Raw genomic sequence first — 19,931 nt, forward strand, 5'->3', positions numbered from 1 at the left:
TTACTCGTTAAGTGTAACATTTGTACTACCAAAAGATTGAGAATCGTATGTGACGATTATTTTTCCCTTACTAATAGGTTCATAAGGCAATTCTTCTTCATAATCACCATTATTTTCATTATGGATGGAAAGGGTGATTTCATCAATGTCTTTATTTTTATACTGATCTTTAATTGTTTCAGCAATTTGAAGTAGGTTTTCGTAACTAGAAGCTTTTGTAATAAGCATTCCTGTTATAACCTTTTTTTCGTTATGAGTGTAAGAAGAATAAGGGACACTATTTTGCTTTGTATACAGAAGTTCGTATGGAACTGTTTTTCTATCTGCTTTTGATACAGTGGAATATTTTAGAGTTAAAAAAAATCCTACACATAAAATAATGCATACCATAAGACCAATCCAAATGCGTATTAGTGATATAACTCTCATTTTCATCCCTCTTTCATATCTTTGACTTCACTATTTATCATACAAAATGAGGATTAAGATAGAGTAAATTTGAGGTAAAGAAACGTAAAGAAGGAGCACTTATCCTCCCAAATAAGTGCTCCTTTCTATATAAAGAGAGATTTAATACACAGTCAAACGAAGTATATTACTATAAAAATATGCTTATACGCCTGTTTCTAAAATTGTTAAAGTATCTGAAGTATCATTAAAATTAATATTGTTTAATTCGAAAACTTGATTAAATTGAATATTCTTCCCAGGTGATATAGTTTGAGGGTTTGAGTTTCCTATTGCAGCTATAGTTACAGGAATTGGAGTACCAGCCGGTCCTTGAATACCTCTTGAGGCCCTTGGGCACCCGTAGCCCCTTGAGAACCAGCTGGTCCTTGAAATACCTTGAGGTCCTTGAGCGCCAGCCGGTCCTTGAGCCCTTTGAGGTCCCGTAGCCCCTGTAGTACCACCACCTAGATATCCAGATCCATACTGAACTAAGATAGCTTGAATTTCTGCAATGAGCTTAACGAGTTTATCGGTAGCACAGCAATTAATTTTGAATAACTTAGCGATTGGCGTGTAGTTTATGAAATAGTTTATCATTTGTACTGATTCATTCTTTCAAGGTTTGTTTTAGGTAAAATGGGAATAGAAATCGTGAAAGTTGTCCCATTGTGATTACTAGCCAATTTTAATGTCCCGTTGTGATTTTGAATGATTTTCTTCGTTACTGATAAGCCTAGTCCTGTTCCAGAGTCTTTTGTTGAGAAGAACGGATCAAAGATATATTCTTGAATAGCTGGAGGAATACCAGTCCCGTTATCTGTGAAAGTAATCCGAACAAAATTATCTAGGCGATAACTAGAGATTTGAATAGAAAGAGGTTTCTCGCCTTGGGCATCGACAGCATTTTGAAATAAGTTTAAAAAAACTTGTACAAGTTCATGACGATCCATATTGACTAACACATCATCTAATTCGGTAGAAAAATCATAGTCAATCGAAATGTTGTGTAAAAAGACTTCACTAGCGAGTAACTGCTGAATATATTCACGTAAAAATGTATTAATAGAAAACGGTTCCCTTGTAAATTCACGTGTTTTTGAAATAGATAAAAACTTTGTAATAATACTATTTGCACGGTCTAATTCAGGAATCAATAAATTTTCAAATAAGTCTTTATTTGATGAAGAAACGCTCTCTTGTAAAAATTGTAAGTATCCTCGTACGGTTGTAAGTGGGTTGCGTACTTCGTGTGCAATCCCAGCTGCAATTCTCCCTGCTAATGAAAATTTCTCTGCATCACGTTCTGTGTTTAAGTAGTGAAAGGCGCTAATAACTCTAAAAATCTCTCCATTATAATCACGAATAATTCGGTTATTTATAATGCCATAATTTTTGTCTAAAACTTCTTCATTATATATTTCGGTTCCTGTTTTTAATGTTTCGATAGCTTTAATTTTTTCTTCTGGTAAGTTTAATAACTGCTGAATTGGCTTGCCGATTATTTCGTTTCGTATTACGCCAAAATCATCTGCAGCAGCTTGATTACATAAAGTAATATTCCCTTTACTATCAATAAAGGTTACATGATGTGAAAAAGCATCAAAAATATGAACAAAGTGTTTTTCGAGTTGTTCAAATAAAAATAATGAATCGCAAGTAAGTTGAAAATCAGCTTCTTTATTCTCTTTACGTATATTTTGAATAGAATGAGTTGTTCGTGTTTTTTTTATTTGTAAACCAATATGTGGATTTTTATATGTGAAATGGTGTGGTAATTGATCCACAAGTTCTTCATAAAAACGTACTTTATTTTCTAGTTCTTCTATTCGTTTTTTATGAGATACAATAGCGTCGTTTGGAAGCATAAATAAATAACCCCTCAATTTAAAAATTCTTCCATTTAGTATATCATACTTTTATACGGATACTCTTAAAGAAAGGGCTACTGAATGAAATCGATTAGCCGAAGGGGTTAGGGAGTAAGTGGAATGAATGTAAGATGAAGGTAGAAAGGGAGGGATATGTTTGCTTTTCATTGGAGTCACAGGGTGGGGAGATCATGATTCTTTATATATAGATCCCTATGAAAATAGAAATAAATTACGAACATATAGTGAGCATTTTCCCATTGTGGAAGTAGATAGTTCATTTTATGCGATGCAGCCTGCACGAAATTATACGAAATGGGCGATGGAAACACCAAAAGATTTTTCATTTATCGTAAAAGCATATCAAGGAATGACAGGGCACATGAAAGGGGAAATTCCTTTTTCTACGTTTGATGAGATGTTTGATGTATATAAACAATCTATTCTTCCTTTAATAGAAGCGAATAAGTTAAAAACGATTTTATTTCAATTTCCACCATGGTTTGATTGCAAAAAGAAAAATGTAGATTTCCTTCGATATACGAAAGAAAAAATGGAAGGTTTACCGTGCGCAATAGAATTTCGAAATCAAACATGGTTTTATCCGAAAATGAGAGATAAGACGGTACAGTTTTTAGAACAGGAGAAATGGATTCATACAATTTGTGATGAGCCGCAGGCAGGAATAGGCTCGGTACCGCTCGTGTTAGAAGTAACGAATTCAGACATGGCGTTAATACGTTTTCATGGTCGGAATGTTCATGGCTGGCTTGATAAAGGGGAAAATTGGAGGGCGGTTCGCTGTTTATATCGTTACAACAATAAAGAATTGGAAGAATGGGTAGAACGACTAGAACAATTAAAAGAGAAGACAAAGGAAATATACGTATTATTTAACAACAATTCAGGTGGGGATGCCGCAGATAATGCGAAGCAGCTTATGAAAATGATGAACATTACATATGGTGAGCCAAAACCTGAGCAATTAAATTTGTTTGAATAATAAAACAAGAAAGGCACTGTACAAACAGGGGGAATGTACAGTGCCTTTCTATATGAAAAAGAGGGGTAACAATGTTACTGAGCGTTTGGTTGATTCATCAATTGTTGGCTTCGTAATAAATGATAATGGTTATCATTATCATTGTCAATGGTTTTTCGGAAAATAAATAAAAAACTTTATATATTTTGAATACCAATAAAAAAAGAACAGCGATTAATGCTGTTCTTTTCCAGTGATGAATTGTTGTAAATCAAATGGAGTTATCGCTTGGATAAATTCTTTTGAGATAAGTGTTTGAACAAGAGTGCTCTCAGAAATGGTAGCACCTGTTTTCTTTTCATAAGCTTGTCTTAATAAATCAAGTTTTTCAGCCGTTTCTTGTGGTAATTCAATTGTTAATGTGTTCATAATTTCTCCCCCTTACTATTAGAGTACCACTACAGTATAGGAGAGACAAGAGAAGTGGATGTGAAACATAAAAAAGGTTACCAAAACTATAAATGGTAACCTTTTTTATGTATAAAAATTATTATGCAATACCGATATACTTTAAAGTTTTTGATGGAGTACTATGATCAAAGAAGTGTTGTAAAAATGCAATGTCAACACCTGATTTGTATGCACAATAGCCCCAAGTTTTTCGAAGTGTATGTGAGCTAATCCCTTCTAATCCAACTTCTTTTGCAGCTTTGTTTAAAATGTACCATGCATGTTGTCTCGTAATAGATTTTGTTCCTTTTTGAGACTTTAATAATGGCTCATTACGTTTCCAAGTTTTACGTTCTTTCATGTAGTCTTCGATTGCGTGCTGTAAGTCTTCATTTACAGCAAACCATTTATGTTTCTTTACTTTTTCATTGTAGAATAAAATGGAATGGCGAACATTTTCATTTTCATCAATTACATCATTAACTTTTAGCTGTAAGATTTCACTTACCTTTAAACCAGAATTTACAGCTAATACGAATAATAAGCCATCACGTTTCGAAGATTGTAAAAGTATATTTTTGATAGTTTCTAATTGTTTTTCATTTTGAATAGGTTGTCCTGCTTGTTTCATTTCACGCACTCTCCTCTTTTATATGTGTAAAGGAAAGGATTAACTTGTTTCTTACTATAAAGGGAGAGTGTGAATTTCATGTGAACTCCTAGTGAAATTAAGACAAATTATTTGACTTCTTTTACTTTTTGTAAATTAAAATAGAATACAACACTATTAGTCGTATTATATACACCGTACTCGGCATGATGGAGGTCTAAAATATTTTTAACAATAGATAATCCCAGGCCGGTACCTCCCGTATGACGGCTACGAGATGCATCTAAACGATAGAAGCGATCCCAAATTTTTTCAAGACTTTCTTCTGGGATAGGATTTCCTGTATTTTCAATTTCGATTTTTACTGTATCTTCCGTTTCTACAACAGAGACTTGTATTTTTTCTCCATCAGGCGTATAACGAATGGCGTTGCTCAGTAAGTTCACAACTACTTGCTCAATACGACTACGGTTCGCTGTAACAAATATAGAAGAGTCTACATCGACGTTCACTTGTAAATGCTTTTCTTCCATACTAAATAGTAACTTTGTATAGACTTGTTGAATTAATTCACCGATTGAGAATGTTGTCATTTCTAGTTTATACGTACCGGATTCTAATTTTGCTAATTCTAACATTTCAACAATTAATCTGTTCATATTTTCTGTTTCTTCTAAAATAACATCTGTATAATATGTCGTATCTTTACTAACACCATCTTTAATTCCTTCGGCGAAACTTCTAATTACACTGAGTGGTGTTTTTAATTCGTGTGATACACCAGAGATGAATTCTTTTCGTGTCTTTTCCAATTGGCGTTCACGTTCAATGTCTTGTTGTAATTTTGTATTGGCAACATTTAATCGATCGATTCGGTCTTTTAAGTTTACTGATAATGTATTAATACTACCAGAAAGACCGCCAATTTCATCGTCTGCTGTAACTGGTAATTTCTCACTAAAATCAAAATTAGCCATTTTTTTCGTAACGCGATTAATCTTAAGTAATGGTTTCACAATGATTTTTGAGTAGTAGAAGGATAACAAAATAATTACGAGAAACACGATGATTAAGGCATAGACATAATAATCTTTTAAAACGAGCATAGCTTCATTAACAGGTTGTAAAGATGCTATCGCAAAAGCGTATTCTGTAATCTTTCCATTTTCCATAATAGGTTTTACAAAGATACTATTTTTTATATTCTCCCCGCCATCTAATATATAAGTGTTTAATTGCTGGGAGTTAGAAGTGCCATCCCTAATAGTACCTGCAAAAGATTGAACGGCTTGTAACGTTTCAAAATCATTTGCAAGACGAACCTCAGCTTTTGAGGGGAGCTGTAACTTAGATATAACACCAGTAAAAGCAATTTGAGTTGTAGTTTTGTATCGGCTTGTAAGTTTATTTTTAGAAGGATTACCATTTATTGATTGGAAATCTGAATTGACATGTTCGTTTCGCCATCGATTATAATTCGTTGTTAATTCTAGTGGTGTTATTATATTACCTTGTACGAATCCGGCTACATGGATCATTCCATCTTTTTTTAAACCTAAATTTTCAAATTTATTATATTCTTCAGGTGTTAAAAGATTATTGAGTGGGATGGAGTACGTTTTGTGATTGGCAGTATTAATTACATCAATGTAGAAATTGTTTTCGCTTTTAATAATGCCGTTAGAATCTAAAAATTGCATGTCAGCATTGGTTTTATCATGAAATTCTTGTTTTAGTTTTCTAATTTCCTCATAACTTTTTCCGCTTTTTTCATAATTATCTATGAATTTTTCAAAAGCAGTTTGAACGGTTTTTACTTTTTTATTAATATAAAATTTCTCTAGAAATAAAGATTGTCCTAGGAAAAAAAGGAGGAATATGATTGTAAATAATGTTGACGTTAATAAGAATAGTTTAAAGACGATACTTCTGTTTTTCACTGCGTCACCTCTTATGAGAAATACTGTAAATGATCCCTTTATCCCGCAAAAGCCCGATTGGTGTGGGCTAATAATCAGTGGGGATGGAAAAAAACTGATTAAAGTTCACTTTATTATAACAAACATGACAAGAAAGTAGAGAGGGGAAATCTGTCTCTTCCTAAAGTAGTTTTTTATGAAAAGTCACATAAAAAGAACTCGCCAGACGTATGACAAGTTCTTTAGTGTGTTATTGTTGAATTGCTGCATCTAAAGCGATTTCAATCATTTCATTAAATGTAGTTTGACGCTCTTCAGATGTTGTTTCTTCGCCAGTGAAGATGTGGTCACTTACTGTTAATACAGATAAGGCATTTACACCATATTTCGCTGCTAATGTGTAAAGAGCAGTTGTTTCCATTTCTACTGCTAATACACCGTAATCCCCAAGTTTTTTAACCATGTCCATGCTTTCACGATAAAATACATCTGCTGTTAAAACATTACCAACACGAACGTGTAATCCTTTTTCAGTTCCTGTATCGTAAGCTTTCTTTAAAAGATCAAAGTTTGCAGCTGGTGCAAAATCAAAACCAGGGAATGTTAAACGGTTCATATTAGAATCAGTACAAGCTGTCATTGCAATAATAACGTCACGTACTTTTACGTCTTTTTGAATCGCACCACAAGTTCCAACGCGAATTAAATTTTTAACTCCGTAGCTTTGGATTAATTCGTTTACATAAATAGAAATAGAAGGAACACCCATACCAGTACCTTGAACAGATACTCGTTTTCCTTTATAAGTTCCAGTGAAACCTAACATACCACGTACGTTGTTATAGCAAGTAACGTCTTCTAGAAATGTTTCAGCGATATATTTTGCGCGTAATGGATCACCAGGTAGTAGAATAGATTCAGCGATTTCACCTTGTTTTGCTTCAATATGTACACTCATGAAAAGTCCTCCTTATAATGTATTGATAGAAATCAATATCATTTGCATTATACACTACGAATCCTTTCAATTAAAATCTTTTTATAATTTGTAATATGTGCAAACTAGAAGGATTTCATAAATCATAATCTAGAATATATATGTAAGAAGTTTTGTATGAATAGAGACAATAAAAATGGTAGGTGATATTTTGAAGAACCTTGTCATTGGACTTGTTGCTTTGCTATTAATTGTAGCAGGAGGATTTTACATAAAAAAATATCAAGAAACCGTAGGGACAGTAGGAGATGTTGAGGAAGTAAAATGGGATGTGTCAAATGGAAAGGGAAATGAGAAAGTTGATATTTTGTTTCAATTACGAAATAAAAACAATAATGAAGTTCGTGGTGTGAATGATCAAATTCGGGCAGTTATTGTAGATGGACAATTAAAACAGGTACAACAAATGAAACCTACATTTGCAGGGAATGGATCCTATAAGCTATCTTCCAAAATAGCGAAAGATGAAGGGTATACAATATTTTTATATGAAGAAGAAAATAAGTCCGTAGAATCATTCGCTAAGAAAGATTTTGGGAAAGAAATAGAGGAGAAAAATAAGAAAAAAGTGAAAACCCCAATCGATAGTGTGCTTACAAAAAAAATAGGCGAATATGAAGTTTCTCTTTTATTTGGTGCATTGCATCCGAATGAGCCTGTGACGTTAACATTTCAGTTTCAAGCGAAAAAGGGTGTGAAATTGAAATTACATGCAGAGAGAGGCGAAGTGGAGTCTCTCTATATTGTGGATGACACGAGGGAAAACTTTTTATATGCTTTGCCTGTTGATACGGACGAGCATTTACAATATCGCATTACATTTCCGGCTGAAGGTACGTATAAAATGTGGGGAACTTTCTATATAAATGGCAAGAAATATGAAAAGGAGTTTATTGTACAAGTTCAAAAACGAAAAAACAGCTAGATGTTTAGCTGTTTTTTCGTTTTCCTATTAATTTTGTTACAGAGAGCATTGTAAGTGGTAAAGAATGATTCTTCCTAAATGCTAAATATTTACCACTCCATGCTGGTTTGTATTTTTCTTTAAAGTGTCGTAATCCGCTGAAACTATACGTATAACGGACATTATTAAAGATTGCAGCAGCAACTCGTTCAGACCAAAAAGATTGTGTTGATAAACCAACATTTGAAAGTGGTGCCATCCCAATATTAAAGGAGTGGTAGTCATTTTCTTTTGCCCAGTGGAATAAGTGAATGAAAATTGCATCCATAATACCGCTAGGCGCATCTGGATAATAACGCATTAAATCAACAGACAATGATCCGTTTTGATATACAGGCATAAAGGTTGTGAATGCGATGATTTTTCCTTCCGCGTCAGATAATGTAGCGATAGGCGCGTGGCTAATATACTCACGATCGAAGTATCCGAGTGAAAAACCTTTTTCTTTTTTTCCGCCGAGCCATGCATCTGAAACTTTCCTTAACTCTTCATATAATTCGTCTGAGAATGGCGGTTCATGAATAGAGAATGTATAGCCTTCTCTTTCAAAACGGTTGAAAGTCGCTCGCATACCAGCGCGTTTCTTTCCTGTTATTGTAAATGTATTTAAATCAACGACAGCTTCTTCACCAAGCTTAAAGAAGTTATAACCAAAATCATGGTATAAACTCATCCATTTACTTTCGATTTGATAGAATACGCAAATGTATCCAAATCGATCGGCCTCAGCTAAAAACTCTTGCAACACAGTACGATAGGATGATGAATCACCAATTGGATCACCTAGTACAACAAGGCGTTTCCCGGTTATGGAGAAGAGAAGGAGTGCTTTCCCATCACTACTGAAGAAGCATTGTTTATCTCCTAAGAAGCCTAAATGACTAAGTACATTTCCGCCATGTTCAGCTAAAAAGTTTTGTAATCTTTTATCATTAGCTGGTTGCCCGGGAAATTCATTTCGATAACGATTGGCAATGAGTGAGCCAATTAGTAAAAACGTAGGAACGAAAAAGGCAGAGGCTAATGCACTTCGTTTCACTTGTGTAATATTACGAACGACAAAATCAGGTTTAAAAGCTTCTTTTGCACTTGCAAATAAGACCCCTAAATATTTATATGAATATAATGTTACTAATAAGAATATAAAAACTTTTACAATATCAGAAATTGAGACTTCCATTTTCTCGCGTACAAACCTTTTTCGAAGCATATATAATACAGCGAGTACGATTAATAAAATAAATGTTTCCTCAATATCAATTCCTTTTAGTGTATTAAAGATAGCCGCTCCAATTAACGAAACAATCGTCATATAATAAGAACGTTTTGTTCCGTAATATATCCCCCGTGAAAGGATTAAGAGGAGAATACCAAATGTTAGCGATAAGCTAAAAGAAAATTGAATAAGATATTTTGGTGCTAGAATATGTAAGGCGTGTGCCCGATTTATACTTGTTGGTAGAATGGTCGATAAAATGACCATTAACCCAGCAAATACTGTTAAAGCAGCAGATGCCCATGAACCTAGTTTTCCTAAAAAGTCACGCTGCAAAGTCCATATAACACCAGTTGTTTCTAATGCAGGCGCAATAAAAGGCTTATCTTCAAACTTTTTAATGGCCGCTCCAGTCATTTCAAAAGCTGCAAAAATGAGACCAATGCAGAATGGTAAGATGTAATAGACGAGGCGATATAATAACATAGCAGGCAGTAATACACCTGTATCAATGCCGTATTGTCCTAGTCCAGTTAAGAAGACAAGGTCAAATGAACCAAGACCACCAGGAACAAGACTGACGACACCAGCTAAAGCAGCAATGACATACACACCTAAAAACTTTTGAAATTCGATATCAATTCCAAACAATATTAAAATGACGTACATAACAATACCAGCAGATACCCACTCGACTAATGAGACTAATGAGTATAAAACAGTTGGATTTTTCTCTGCCTCTTCTTGTTCTTCGGTTTGCTTTGTTTTTCTATTTTTAAGTTTAGAAAAGCCAATGTATATAGGGACGAACAGGGCAAAGAAGATAAGAACAGGCCATAGCCACGGCTTTTCATGTAAAATAAAGCGAGTGTCTAATATTCCGACAAGGCCGAGGAATGAAAGAATTGCCAACCCGTTAATAAAGGCAGTTGTCATCCATGCGATACTTTTAATAAGTTTGCCATTTTCTTTTATGTATGGGCGATACAGCATTGTGCGTATACCAGCTCCAACGAGACCACCAAATCCGATAAACCCATTTAAAGTATTAGCAATCCATGAGATACGGAAAATCTTTTGGACAGGTATATCCGCCTTTAAGTAACGAAGCATCACATAGTCATAAAAGAACATTGTGGATACAGCAAATGCACCAAGTGTAATTGCTAAAAAGACTCCTCCAGTTGGAATGTTTTTAATTGTATCAATCGCTTCTAAGAAAGAAATGCCTGCTAATTCTTTTTTTGCTTGAAAGAATACAATTGTTAACACAACAAATGGGAAGATTATTTTCCCGATTTGTAAGAAACGTTTCCATGAAAACGACATAAATACAACTCTCCTTGTATAAGAAAACTGAGACAATAATATTATTATGACAAACTTCCAGAAAAATAAAAAGGTAAATTCCTGTATAGGGAAGCTATTTTTTATATAGGTATATTTAAAAGAATATTTTGTTTATAAGAAAATTAAGTTAAAATAAAGTGGAAGAAGGAAGAGAGGGGAAACAGGTGATTATAACAGGTTATGCAGGATATGAATTAGAGAAAGCAAAGCCTAATACATCAGAAGATTTTTTTAATAGATCTGAAGTGACATATATATTAAATGATAAGGAGAAAACTTTTTCAGTTTTATACCTTCGATATTTTGAAGAAGTTTTACAAGAAATTACTCCTTTTGAAGGAAATCCAGTATGTAAAGTAGAAGAACAAGACATATATTTACGGGATATTGTAGCAATATCTTGTTTAGTAAAAGATCAGGAGCTTCGCGCACAAAAACGTTTGTATCTCAATAATATAGAAGAATTTCAACAATATTTTGATGACGAAATAGTGGTGAAAGTACAAGAAATATTGGCTGAATTACATAAAAATAAAAGAGTAGAAATTGCGTGAAATGGCAAAGGAGAGAGAAGAAATGTCTAATTTGATGGTTGAAAATCAAACAGAACAAGTTTCTATGTTTTTAGAAGATGTTATTACTGTGATAACCAATTATGTAAATTATCATACGTTGCCTTCTTTATTAGAAGAGACACCGGCAGGGAATGAGCAATATTATAAAGGGTTATTAGCATCAATAAGACGTCTTCTCGTTTTTTGCGAAGAAGGGCATGATGCGTGTTTTGTTTTGTTGAATAGCCAGCCGTTTCGAAAAACAGCGGCTGAGAAAATTTTGTATAAGATTTATCATCAAGTAATTGCAGAGTTCTTTTCACCAAAGAGCGATCATTGGTATGAAAATAGTCGTTCTGCATATACAGGGAAAAATTCTATCGTTTTTCAACAAACACCACCTGTATCTATAGAGCAAGTAATGGAGAATTTAGAAGGTAAATTTCAACTGATGCGTGAAGAACTAGAATATTATGAGACGGATTACCAAACAAAGATGTTACACAAATATTAATTGCGAAAAAGAAGCTAAGGGGACTTAGCTTCTTTTCCTTTTGTACAGTTATATAAGGGATTTCCGTTGAATATATTTAAGGGGATAGCATTAAGGAGGTGTAACATGAGTCAGCAAGGTGTATTTACAGATTACTTTCATGAAGTAGAAAGCTGGTGTGAAAGTGTTCTTCACGTATTAGATAGCCGTGCAATGGAAGTGTATGATGTCCATATGCTTGCTTATAAAATTCAAACGTTATTAGACCGTATGAAAGAGCATGAGTATGATACAGATGCAGAGTTTATGTATGAAATAAGTGATGATGTAGAACATATTCAGCATCATTTGCAGGAAGTATTCGTGCAGGGAGAAGAGGAATATGAAGTATATGAAAGAGGGGACAGTGAACGAGCTGTTCCAATTGGAGGACACACACTCCCGCCATTACCTTATCCGTATAATGCGTTAGAACCGTATATTTCTAGAGAAATTATGATGTTACACCATGATAAACACCATCGTAGTTACGTGGAAGGATTAAATAAGGCAGAAAAGATGATGGAAGAAGCGAGAAAAACAAATCAATTTGATTTGATTAAGCATTGGGAAAGAGAAGCAGCTTTTCATGGATCAGGTCATTACTTACACACGATATTTTGGAATAACATGAAAAAAGATGGTGGCGGAAGTCCAAGAGGGGCTCTTTCACAACAGATTGAACAAGATTTTGGGAGTTTTTTACGTTTTCAAAAACATTTCACAGAAGCAGCTTCTAAAGTGGAAGGATCAGGATGGGCGATTCTCGTTTGGGTACCACGATCTGGAAGATTAGAAATTTTGCAGAGTACACTTCATCAATTATTTACACAATGGGATACGATACCGCTCCTCGTACTAGATGTGTGGGAACATGCGTATTATTTACAATACCAAAATCGAAAAGATGAATATATTAAAAATTGGTGGAATGTTGTAAATTGGCCTGATGTAGAAAAAAGATTTGAAAGTGCGAAACAAATAGAATGGACACCGTATTAGACGCAGGTTCTCTGCGTCTTTTTTATTGGAAGGAGAAGGAGATTTGGTTCATATTTTAAAAGGCCAAGCATACACTTGTACAAAAAGTGCCAAAAGGACGTGGGGGGAAATATGAGACGAATTTGTGTAATAATTACGCTTCTTATTATGTACGCAAGCGTTATGCCAATTCCTACATATGCAAAGATGAACAGTAATGTGAGTGCTCGAAATGCTGTATTAATGGAGCAACAGTCAGGTCGCGTATTATACGGAAAAGCTGAGCATGAGCCACAAAAGATTGCTAGTATAACAAAAATTATGACTGCCTTGTTAGCTGCTGAATCAGGAAAAATGAAGGAAATGGTCTCGGTTAGTAATGAAGCAGTGAGAGTAGAAGGCTCAGCAATTTATTTGAAGCCTGGACAGAAAGTAAAGTTAGAGGATTTAGTATACGGACTTATGCTTAGATCTGGTAATGATGCAGCACAAGTAATTGCTGAAAATGTAGGAGGGAGTATAGAAGGGTTTGTATATTTAATGAATGAAAAGGCGAAACAAATTGGAATGAAAGATACTCACTTTTCAAACCCACATGGTTTAGACGGAGATGGATCCCATTATTCGTCGGCTTATGATATGGCACTTTTAACGAAGTATGCAATGGGGAACGAAACCTTTAAGAAGATTTTTGGGACAAAAACGTATAAATCAGATTCGTGGGATTATCCGTGGAAAAATAAACATAAGCTTGTGACGTCTTATTATGAATTTGCAACAGGAGGAAAAACAGGCTTTACGAAGAAAGCAGGACGGACGCTTGTTACAACAGCATCAAAAGATGGACTAGATCTAATTGTCGTAACTTTGAGCGCTTCTAGCGATTGGGATGATCATATGAATTTATTTGATAAAGGTTTTAAACGTTTCAAGCAAACGAAAGTTTTAGGACAAGGAGCGTTGGCTGAAATAAATGAAAAGAAATATGCGAATCATGTTTATACGAAAAATAGTTTTTCCGTACCGTTAACTGAAGAGGAAAAAAAGAGCGTAGTATTAAAAGTTGAACTCGATAAAAGTGCAAAACTTACGGATGGAGTAAAGGTTGGAAAGACAGACGTTTATGTTGGCAATGAGAAAGTTGGAGAACGGAATTTATTTTATAGTAAACGGAAGTTAGTAGCTACAACGGGAATGTACTGGAATAATGTGAAAGAAATTTTTTCTTACATGATAGGTGTTGGGAACGATGGTTAATCTCGTCTGGGCAGCGATGGCAGTTATAGGGATAGTGTACGCTATGATAAATGGAACGATGGAAGAAGTGACTAAAGCCGTATTTGAAGGGTCAAAAGATGCGGTAACAATTTGTATAGGGCTTATTAGTGTTTTAGTATTTTGGCTCGGCTTAATGAAAATTGCAGAAGAAGCAGGGTTGTTAAAAAAGTTAGTTACACTTTTTATGCCAATAGTAAAAAGGTTGTTTCCGGAAATACCGAAGGATCACCCGTCAATGGGATTTATTTTATCAAATATGATGGCGAACTTTTTTGGATTAGGTAATGCAGCAACCCCTCTTGGTATTAAAGCGATGGAACAACTGAAAGAGCTAAATGGTGGAAAAGATTCGGCGAGCCGTTCTATGGTGACGTTCTTAGCATTAAATACATCAGCTATTACTTTAATTCCTACTACCGTTATTTCGATTCGAATGACTTATGAATCAGCGAACCCTACTGAAATTGTTGGGGTAACATTCATTGCGCAAGTACTTTCTATGATCGGAGCAATTTGGATTGACCGCTATTTTTACAGAAGAAGGAGTAGAAAGGGGCGGAAAAAATGAGTATTGTAAATACAATTTCATTATGGGTAATTCCTTGTGTAATCGGTTTTATCCTTTTATATGGCACGATAAAAAAAGTTCCGACGTATGAATCGTTCGTTGAGGGAGGAAAAGAAGGGATTCAAATCGCAGTTTCCATTTTACCGTTTATGGTTGGAATGCTTGTGTCTATTTCAATTTTTCGGGCGTCTGGAGCGTTAGATGCGATGATATCTGTAATGAAGCCGATGTTAGATTTAATTCATGTCCCAGCAGAAATTGTCCCACTAGCACTTATACGCCCTATTTCAGGCTCTGCTGGTTTAAGTATTACGACCGATTTAATTGCCACATATGGGCCAGACTCGTTTATTGGGCGATTGGCTTCTACGATGCAAGGGAGCACAGACACGACTTTTTATATATTAACAGTATACTTTGGAGCTGTTGGTATTAGAAAAATGGGAGATGCATTAAAAGTAGGACTTTTTGCTGATTTAATCGGAATTATTTGTTCGATTGTGTTTGTTTCTTTATTGTTTCAGTAAGGCTATTCATTTTTTATACTATTTCGCGTATAATACGTATACGACCACTATTAAGGTGTAGCTTAATAGTGGTTTTTTTATGCGGTATTTTTGACAAAATGATGAACTTTTATTGTGAGAAATATGAAAAATATGGACAATAATAAAGGATAAAAACATGATTTGACCTTTATATGTTTATTATCATCGCTATGTTGTTAAGTAAGATGAAGCAAATAACCGTCAAGCGTATGCGGTTGCCAAGTCTTTCTAATGTAAGGTAAGATAAATTCGAGGTGAAAAAAAGAAATGGAACGATTACAAAAAGTGATTGCGCAAGCAGGTATTGCATCGAGACGAAAGGCTGAGGAATTAATTCAGCAAGGAAAAGTAAAAGTGAATGGAAAAATAGTGAAGGAGCTAGGAACGAAAGTAACTCCTCAAGATAAAGTAGAAGTAAATAACATCCCTCTTGAAAAAGAAGAACCTGTTTATTTTTTACTATATAAACCAACTGGCGTAATTTCGAGTGTATCAGATGATAAAGGAAGAAATGTTGTAACAGACTTTTTCCCAGAAATTACACAGCGCTTATTCCCAATCGGACGCTTAGATTATGATACGTCTGGCGTATTATTAATGACAAACGATGGGGACTTCGCAAATATATTAATGCACCCTAAATATAAAGTTGAAAAAACGTATGTTGCAAAAATAAAAGGCCCACTAACAGGTGAGAAAATTCGCATGTTAGAACGTGGTGTTGCGCTAGAAGACGGAAAAACAGCACCAGCAAAAGTGAAGATTATTTCTTGGGACAAGCGTAAAGAAATGGCGATTGTACAATTAACAATTCATGAAGGACGTAACCGTCAAGTACGTCGTATGTTTGAAGCTTTAGATTGTAAAGTAGTGAAACTAAAGCGTGAACGCTACGCCTTTTTAGAAGTGGGTAGCCTGCGACCTGGTGATGCAAGAGAATTGACACCACATGAGGTGAAACAATTACGTGCATTGGCTTCTACAAAGCCTCGCTAATCGATATTGTGAAACTTTCACCAGTGGAATGCTCCGCTGGTGATTTATTAAAAAATACATATATTCATCACTCGTCGAAGAGAGGGGAGACAATATGAAAAAAAATCGCTTATTATTTCGCGTTATTATTTTGCTCATTTTAAGCAGTGCTGTAGGGTTTACACTTTATCAAGGATTCTTTGCTGATAAAGAGAAAATGCAAATCGGAAAAGAAGCACCTAACTTTGTTGTGACAGATTTAGAAGGAAAGAAAATTGAATTAAAAGATTTAAAGGGAAAAGGTGTATTTTTAAATTTTTGGGGTACTTGGTGTAAACCTTGTGAAAAAGAAATGCCTTATATGAATGAACTATATCCGAAGTATAAAGAAAAAGGCGTTGAAATTATTGCGATAGATGCAGATGAAACGGATATTGCAGTAAAGAACTTTGTGAACCAATATGGATTGAAGTTCCCGGTTGCCATTGATAAAGGACAAAAGATTATAGGAACATATGGAGTAGGTCCATTGCCGACAAGCTTCTTGATTGATAAAGATGGAAAAGTAGTGGAGCAAATTATAGGTGAACAAACGAAAGAACAGCTAGAAGGATATTTAAAGAAAATTACGCCGTAATAAAGAAAGCCTTTACATACGAGGTGCACACTTATAGCACCTCCAGTTTAAAAATTCTGAGTATTGCGGTAACTTGAGGTTAGAATATACAATAGTACATATAGATACAGGGGCGGTGAGAGTGTTGAAAGAAATTAAGTGTGAATGTGGACATGTTAATCCGATAGGAACCGTTTTTTGTGAAGCTTGTGGGAAACCATTTGAAAGCAATGAAAATGTAAAACTATTGGATATGCGCTATGAAGGGAGTGCTCGGAGATCTCTCACGCATACAAAAACGATAGTCGATAAAATTTGGAGTTTTTTCTCTTCTGTAAAAGTGGGTGTATGGCTAATCGTAATTACTTTAGCAGCATCGGCGATCGGAACTATTTTTCCGCAAGAAATGTACATAACTCCGGGGATTGCACCAGCTGAATATTATGAACAAGAATACGGATTTTTAGGGCAATTATACTATCAATTGGGATTTAATAATTTGTATGGTTCATTGTGGTACAGGATGTTAATTGCCTCTATCGGTATTTCACTAGTGATATGTAGTTTAGATCGTGTCATTCCGCTTTATAAAGCTTTAAAAAAGCAAGGTGTAAAAAGACATCCTAGCTTTTTAAAGAGACAAAGGTTATACGGAACTGGTACACCGCAAGATGGTGACCTGGAAAGAGTGCAAAAGAATTTAAAGAAAGCGAACTATAATGTGAAAGTGGAAGACGGAAACGTTTTAGCAGAAAAGGGACGTTTCTCGCGTTGGGGTCCATATGTAAATCATATCGGTCTTATTATCTTCCTATTTGGTGTAATGCTTCGTTCTTTACCAAGCATGTACGTAGATGAAGCGCTCTGGTTACGTGATGGTGAAATGAAAGAAATACCAGGGACGGAGGGGCAATACTATTTAAAAAATGAGAAGTTTATAAAGGAAGTTTATGATAAAAGTAAGGACAAGGAAGTTTATGATGAAGCAATTGATCGTGTAGGCGATAAAATGATTGCGAAAAACTTCCAAACAAACGCTGTATTATATAAGGTGGTAGGCGAAAATATAGCAGGGCAAGAACCGAAATTGAAAAAAGTAAAAGAAGCGGAAATTCGAGTGAACGAGTCGTTGAAATTTGATCAATTTGCAGTGTATCAAGTCGATTATAAAGAAAGTGAATTTAAAAGTATGTCCTTTAACTTGCAAAATAAAGAAAATAATCAAAAGTGGGGACCAATTAAAGTAAATTTAGCAGACCCTTCAGAAAAATATGATTTAGGAAATGGTTATTCTCTAGAACTATTAAGCTATTTTCCTGATTTTTATTTTGATGAGAGTGGAAGACCGAATACGAAAACAAAATTACCAAACAACCCTGCATTTGTGTTTAAAATGTTTACGCCTGAAACACCAGATGGTGAAGTGAGTTTTGTTGGTATTCAGCAAAATATAGAACCTGATGGGAATAACAAATATAAAATGTCATTTGCAGGTGTTGAAATGCAAAATGCGACAGCACTTACTGTAAGGAAAGATTTAACGCTTTGGATTCTCGGTATTGGAGGATTTATATTTATGGTTGGTGTGATTCAAGGTATGTATTGGAATCATCGCCGTATTTGGATACAACGTGTTAATGATGAATGGTGGATTGCAGGACATACGAATAAAAATTGGTTCGGTTTAAAGAAAGATATTGAAAGAGTACTAGAAGGTACAGCAATTCCGCAGCCGAATGATAAAGTAACGGATAAAAAAATTAGTTAAGGTGGGGAAACGATATGGTGCAAATAAGTAGTAACTTTCTCTTTACCGCATTTATTTTATATTTAGTTGCAACTCTATTTTTTGGGGGAGCAATTAAAGAAAAGGGTCATAAATGGGCAAATGTAGGAATAACGATTACAATTGTAGGGTTTATAGCACAAACAATATATTTTGTTACAAGGTGGATTGCATCAGGGCATGCGCCAGTTAGTAACTTTTTTGAATTCGGTACATTTTTCGGTATGATGCTTGTCGGCGCATTTATTGTCATGTATTTTATGTACCGCGTAAGTATAATCGGACTATTTGCATTACCAGTTGCGCTTTTATTAATTGCCTATGCAAGCATGTTTCCGAGAGAAATATCTCCGCTCATTCCGTCTTTAAAAAGTAATTGGTTACATATTCACGTGACGACTGCAGCTGCAGGACAAGCGATTTTAGCGATTAGTTTTATTACGGGCGTGATGTATTTATTGAAAAATGTAGATCAATCTACGAGAAGTAAACGTACATTTTGGCTAGAGACGGTAGTGTTCACACTTGTTTGTACAGTTGGGTTTATTGGAGTAACAACGGTATTTTCGGGTATGAAATATGAAGCGAAGTTTCAATGGATTGATAAAAATGAACAGCAAGTTGAGATGAAGTATAATCTTCCGGCATTAGTTGGACCGCACGAAGGGAAGTTACTGACAGAAAATAAATTAGAGCCAAAAGCTGAAGTCCCAGCGATTGTAAATGCGAAAAAATTAAATACTGTCATTTGGTCAGTGTTAGTTGGAACATTACTTTATATTGTATTAAGACTTGTTTTGCGAAAGCGAGTATCGGCGGCACTTCAGCCGTTAGTAAAGAATACGAATAGTGATTTACTAGATGAGATCGGATATCGTTCTATTGCAATTGGATTCCCGGTGTTTACATTAGGAGCTTTAATCTTTGCGATGATTTGGGCTCAAATCGCTTGGACGCGTTTTTGGGGATGGGATCCAAAAGAGGTTTGGGCGCTTATTACTTGGCTCTTTTATGCTGCGGTATTACATTTACGATTATCAAAAGGATGGCATGGAGAGAAATCAGCGTGGTTAGCAGTAATTGGTTTTGCAATCATAATGTTTAATTTTATTGTAGTAAACTTAATTATTGCGGGTTTACATTCATACGCATAGAGAAATAAAATGGGAGAGTGTATGTCACTTTCCTATTTTATTTTTGTCAACTTTTCTTCTTTTTTGAGAAAAACATGACAAAGTAGCGGTTGATTTTGTAAAATGATGTCGAGGACATTATATACTGTTCAAA

At 34.9% G+C, this 19,931-nt stretch carries 20 protein-coding genes and 1 pseudogene; 13 read left to right on the plus strand and 8 right to left on the minus strand.

Going from position 1 to position 19,931, the window contains the following annotated elements; translation table 11 throughout:
- The 3 genes and pseudogenes from COE49_RS16180 to COE49_RS16190 form a co-directional block, all read right to left on the minus strand.
- Positions 1–429, minus strand: coding sequence for a hypothetical protein (locus COE49_RS16180; RefSeq protein ID WP_088231624.1), 429 nt, complete (start codon positions 427–429; stop codon positions 1–3).
- 186 nt (positions 430–615) lie between these two features.
- A pseudogene (locus tag COE49_RS28255) lies at positions 616–1,017 on the minus strand (Gly-Xaa-Xaa repeat protein); the annotation flags it as partial.
- Between the two features lie 26 nt (positions 1,018–1,043).
- Positions 1,044–2,315, minus strand: coding sequence for an ATP-binding protein (locus COE49_RS16190; RefSeq protein ID WP_088231623.1), 1,272 nt, complete (start codon positions 2,313–2,315; stop codon positions 1,044–1,046).
- Positions 2,316–2,475: 160 nt separating this feature from the next.
- Between COE49_RS16190 and COE49_RS16195 the strand changes: the two genes are divergently transcribed.
- Together COE49_RS16195 and COE49_RS28060 are read left to right on the plus strand one after the other, a co-directional pair.
- Entirely contained in the window at positions 2,476–3,321 is an 846-nt protein-coding gene (locus tag COE49_RS16195; protein WP_088231622.1) for a DUF72 domain-containing protein, read from the plus strand.
- 40 nt (positions 3,322–3,361) lie between these two features.
- Positions 3,362–3,487, plus strand: a complete 126-nt coding sequence (locus COE49_RS28060) for a hypothetical protein (protein WP_001117482.1) — start codon at positions 3,362–3,364, stop codon at positions 3,485–3,487.
- 47 nt (positions 3,488–3,534) lie between these two features.
- On the opposite strand, the gene COE49_RS16200 is transcribed toward COE49_RS28060, so the two are convergent.
- The 4 genes from COE49_RS16200 to deoD all read right to left on the minus strand — a co-directional run bounded on the left by COE49_RS16200 (position 3,535) and on the right by deoD (position 7,237).
- Positions 3,535–3,729 (minus strand): DUF3924 family protein, encoded by a 195-nt coding sequence (locus COE49_RS16200; RefSeq protein ID WP_088231621.1) that lies wholly within the window; start codon positions 3,727–3,729, stop codon positions 3,535–3,537.
- 121 nt (positions 3,730–3,850) lie between these two features.
- Positions 3,851–4,381, minus strand: coding sequence for a tyrosine-type recombinase/integrase (locus tag COE49_RS16205; RefSeq protein ID WP_088231620.1), 531 nt, complete (start codon positions 4,379–4,381; stop codon positions 3,851–3,853).
- A 107-nt stretch (positions 4,382–4,488) separates the two neighbouring features.
- A complete protein-coding gene (locus tag COE49_RS16210) occupies positions 4,489–6,300 on the minus strand; it encodes a sensor histidine kinase (protein ID WP_088231619.1) in 1,812 nt (603 codons plus the stop codon).
- Between the two features lie 229 nt (positions 6,301–6,529).
- The gene (gene deoD / locus COE49_RS16220; protein WP_098945962.1) at positions 6,530–7,237 is read right to left on the minus strand and encodes a purine-nucleoside phosphorylase; all 708 of its coding nucleotides are present in this window, start codon (positions 7,235–7,237) and stop codon (positions 6,530–6,532) included.
- 175 nt (positions 7,238–7,412) lie between these two features.
- On the opposite strand from deoD, the gene COE49_RS16225 reads away from it, so the two are divergent.
- Positions 7,413–8,201 carry a hypothetical protein gene (locus tag COE49_RS16225; RefSeq protein ID WP_140417415.1) on the plus strand — a complete coding sequence of 263 codons (789 nt, stop codon included), beginning with the start codon at positions 7,413–7,415 and terminating at the stop codon, positions 8,199–8,201.
- A 4-nt stretch (positions 8,202–8,205) separates the two neighbouring features.
- On the opposite strand, the gene mprF is transcribed toward COE49_RS16225, so the two are convergent.
- Positions 8,206–10,785, minus strand: a complete 2,580-nt coding sequence (gene mprF / locus COE49_RS16230; RefSeq protein WP_088231617.1) for a bifunctional lysylphosphatidylglycerol flippase/synthetase MprF — start codon at positions 10,783–10,785, stop codon at positions 8,206–8,208.
- Between the two features lie 185 nt (positions 10,786–10,970).
- Here mprF and COE49_RS16235 point away from each other — a divergent pair, with 185 nt between their 5' ends.
- From COE49_RS16235 to resC, 10 genes are all read left to right on the plus strand, one after another.
- On the plus strand, positions 10,971–11,360 hold the full coding sequence (locus COE49_RS16235) for a hypothetical protein (protein ID WP_088231616.1): 390 nt from the start codon (positions 10,971–10,973) through the stop codon (positions 11,358–11,360).
- 22 nt (positions 11,361–11,382) lie between these two features.
- Positions 11,383–11,874: a YpuI family protein gene (locus COE49_RS16240; protein WP_088231615.1), complete on the plus strand. Its 492-nt coding sequence runs from the start codon at positions 11,383–11,385 to the stop codon at positions 11,872–11,874.
- A gap of 105 nt (positions 11,875–11,979) precedes the next feature.
- On the plus strand, positions 11,980–12,894 hold the full coding sequence (locus COE49_RS16245) for a superoxide dismutase (protein WP_088231614.1): 915 nt from the start codon (positions 11,980–11,982) through the stop codon (positions 12,892–12,894).
- A 111-nt stretch (positions 12,895–13,005) separates the two neighbouring features.
- Entirely contained in the window at positions 13,006–14,130 is a 1,125-nt protein-coding gene (gene dacB, locus COE49_RS16250; RefSeq protein WP_088231613.1) for a D-alanyl-D-alanine carboxypeptidase DacB, read from the plus strand.
- Positions 14,123–14,719: a spore maturation protein SpmA gene (gene spmA, locus COE49_RS16255; protein WP_000247803.1), complete on the plus strand. Its 597-nt coding sequence runs from the start codon at positions 14,123–14,125 to the stop codon at positions 14,717–14,719. Before dacB ends, spmA begins: the two co-directional genes overlap by 8 nt.
- A complete protein-coding gene (spmB, locus tag COE49_RS16260; protein WP_000029515.1) occupies positions 14,716–15,246 on the plus strand; it encodes a spore maturation protein SpmB in 531 nt (176 codons plus the stop codon). The genes spmA and spmB overlap by 4 nt, the downstream gene beginning before the upstream one ends.
- Before the next feature lie 288 nt (positions 15,247–15,534).
- The gene (rluB, locus tag COE49_RS16265; RefSeq protein WP_088231612.1) at positions 15,535–16,263 is read left to right on the plus strand and encodes a 23S rRNA pseudouridine(2605) synthase RluB; all 729 of its coding nucleotides are present in this window, start codon (positions 15,535–15,537) and stop codon (positions 16,261–16,263) included.
- A gap of 94 nt (positions 16,264–16,357) precedes the next feature.
- Entirely contained in the window at positions 16,358–16,879 is a 522-nt protein-coding gene (gene resA, locus COE49_RS16270; protein ID WP_088231611.1) for a thiol-disulfide oxidoreductase ResA, read from the plus strand.
- A 121-nt stretch (positions 16,880–17,000) separates the two neighbouring features.
- Positions 17,001–18,626: a cytochrome c biogenesis protein ResB gene (gene resB / locus COE49_RS16275; protein WP_098945963.1), complete on the plus strand. Its 1,626-nt coding sequence runs from the start codon at positions 17,001–17,003 to the stop codon at positions 18,624–18,626.
- Between the two features lie 14 nt (positions 18,627–18,640).
- Entirely contained in the window at positions 18,641–19,798 is a 1,158-nt protein-coding gene (resC, locus tag COE49_RS16280) for a cytochrome c biogenesis protein ResC (protein ID WP_088231609.1), read from the plus strand.
- Positions 19,799–19,931 lie beyond the last annotated feature (133 nt).

This window comes from Bacillus sp. AFS029637 (genome assembly GCF_002584985.1).
Taxonomy (GTDB): domain Bacteria; phylum Bacillota; class Bacilli; order Bacillales; family Bacillaceae_G; genus Bacillus_A.

Excerpts from the sequence above, each read along its gene's own strand:
- COE49_RS16200 (WP_088231621.1), bottom strand. The coding sequence starts at position 3,729 with ATGAACACATTAACAATTGAATTACCACAAGAAACGGCTGAAAAACTT.
- spmB (WP_000029515.1), top strand. The coding sequence starts at position 14,716 with ATGAGTATTGTAAATACAATTTCATTATGGGTAATTCCTTGTGTAATC.
- COE49_RS16180 (WP_088231624.1), bottom strand. The coding sequence starts at position 429 with ATGAGAGTTATATCACTAATACGCATTTGGATTGGTCTTATGGTATGC.
- COE49_RS16245 (WP_088231614.1), top strand. The coding sequence starts at position 11,980 with ATGAGTCAGCAAGGTGTATTTACAGATTACTTTCATGAAGTAGAAAGC.
- COE49_RS16225 (WP_140417415.1), top strand. The coding sequence starts at position 7,413 with ATGGTAGGTGATATTTTGAAGAACCTTGTCATTGGACTTGTTGCTTTG.
- COE49_RS16190 (WP_088231623.1), bottom strand. The coding sequence starts at position 2,315 with ATGCTTCCAAACGACGCTATTGTATCTCATAAAAAACGAATAGAAGAA.
- resA (WP_088231611.1), top strand. The coding sequence starts at position 16,358 with ATGAAAAAAAATCGCTTATTATTTCGCGTTATTATTTTGCTCATTTTA.
- COE49_RS16240 (WP_088231615.1), top strand. The coding sequence starts at position 11,383 with ATGTCTAATTTGATGGTTGAAAATCAAACAGAACAAGTTTCTATGTTT.
- deoD (WP_098945962.1), bottom strand. The coding sequence starts at position 7,237 with ATGAGTGTACATATTGAAGCAAAACAAGGTGAAATCGCTGAATCTATT.
- COE49_RS16205 (WP_088231620.1), bottom strand. The coding sequence starts at position 4,381 with ATGAAACAAGCAGGACAACCTATTCAAAATGAAAAACAATTAGAAACT.
- spmA (WP_000247803.1), top strand. The coding sequence starts at position 14,123 with ATGGTTAATCTCGTCTGGGCAGCGATGGCAGTTATAGGGATAGTGTAC.
- resC (WP_088231609.1), top strand. The coding sequence starts at position 18,641 with ATGGTGCAAATAAGTAGTAACTTTCTCTTTACCGCATTTATTTTATAT.
- dacB (WP_088231613.1), top strand. The coding sequence starts at position 13,006 with ATGAGACGAATTTGTGTAATAATTACGCTTCTTATTATGTACGCAAGC.
- rluB (WP_088231612.1), top strand. The coding sequence starts at position 15,535 with ATGGAACGATTACAAAAAGTGATTGCGCAAGCAGGTATTGCATCGAGA.
- mprF (WP_088231617.1), bottom strand. The coding sequence starts at position 10,785 with ATGTCGTTTTCATGGAAACGTTTCTTACAAATCGGGAAAATAATCTTC.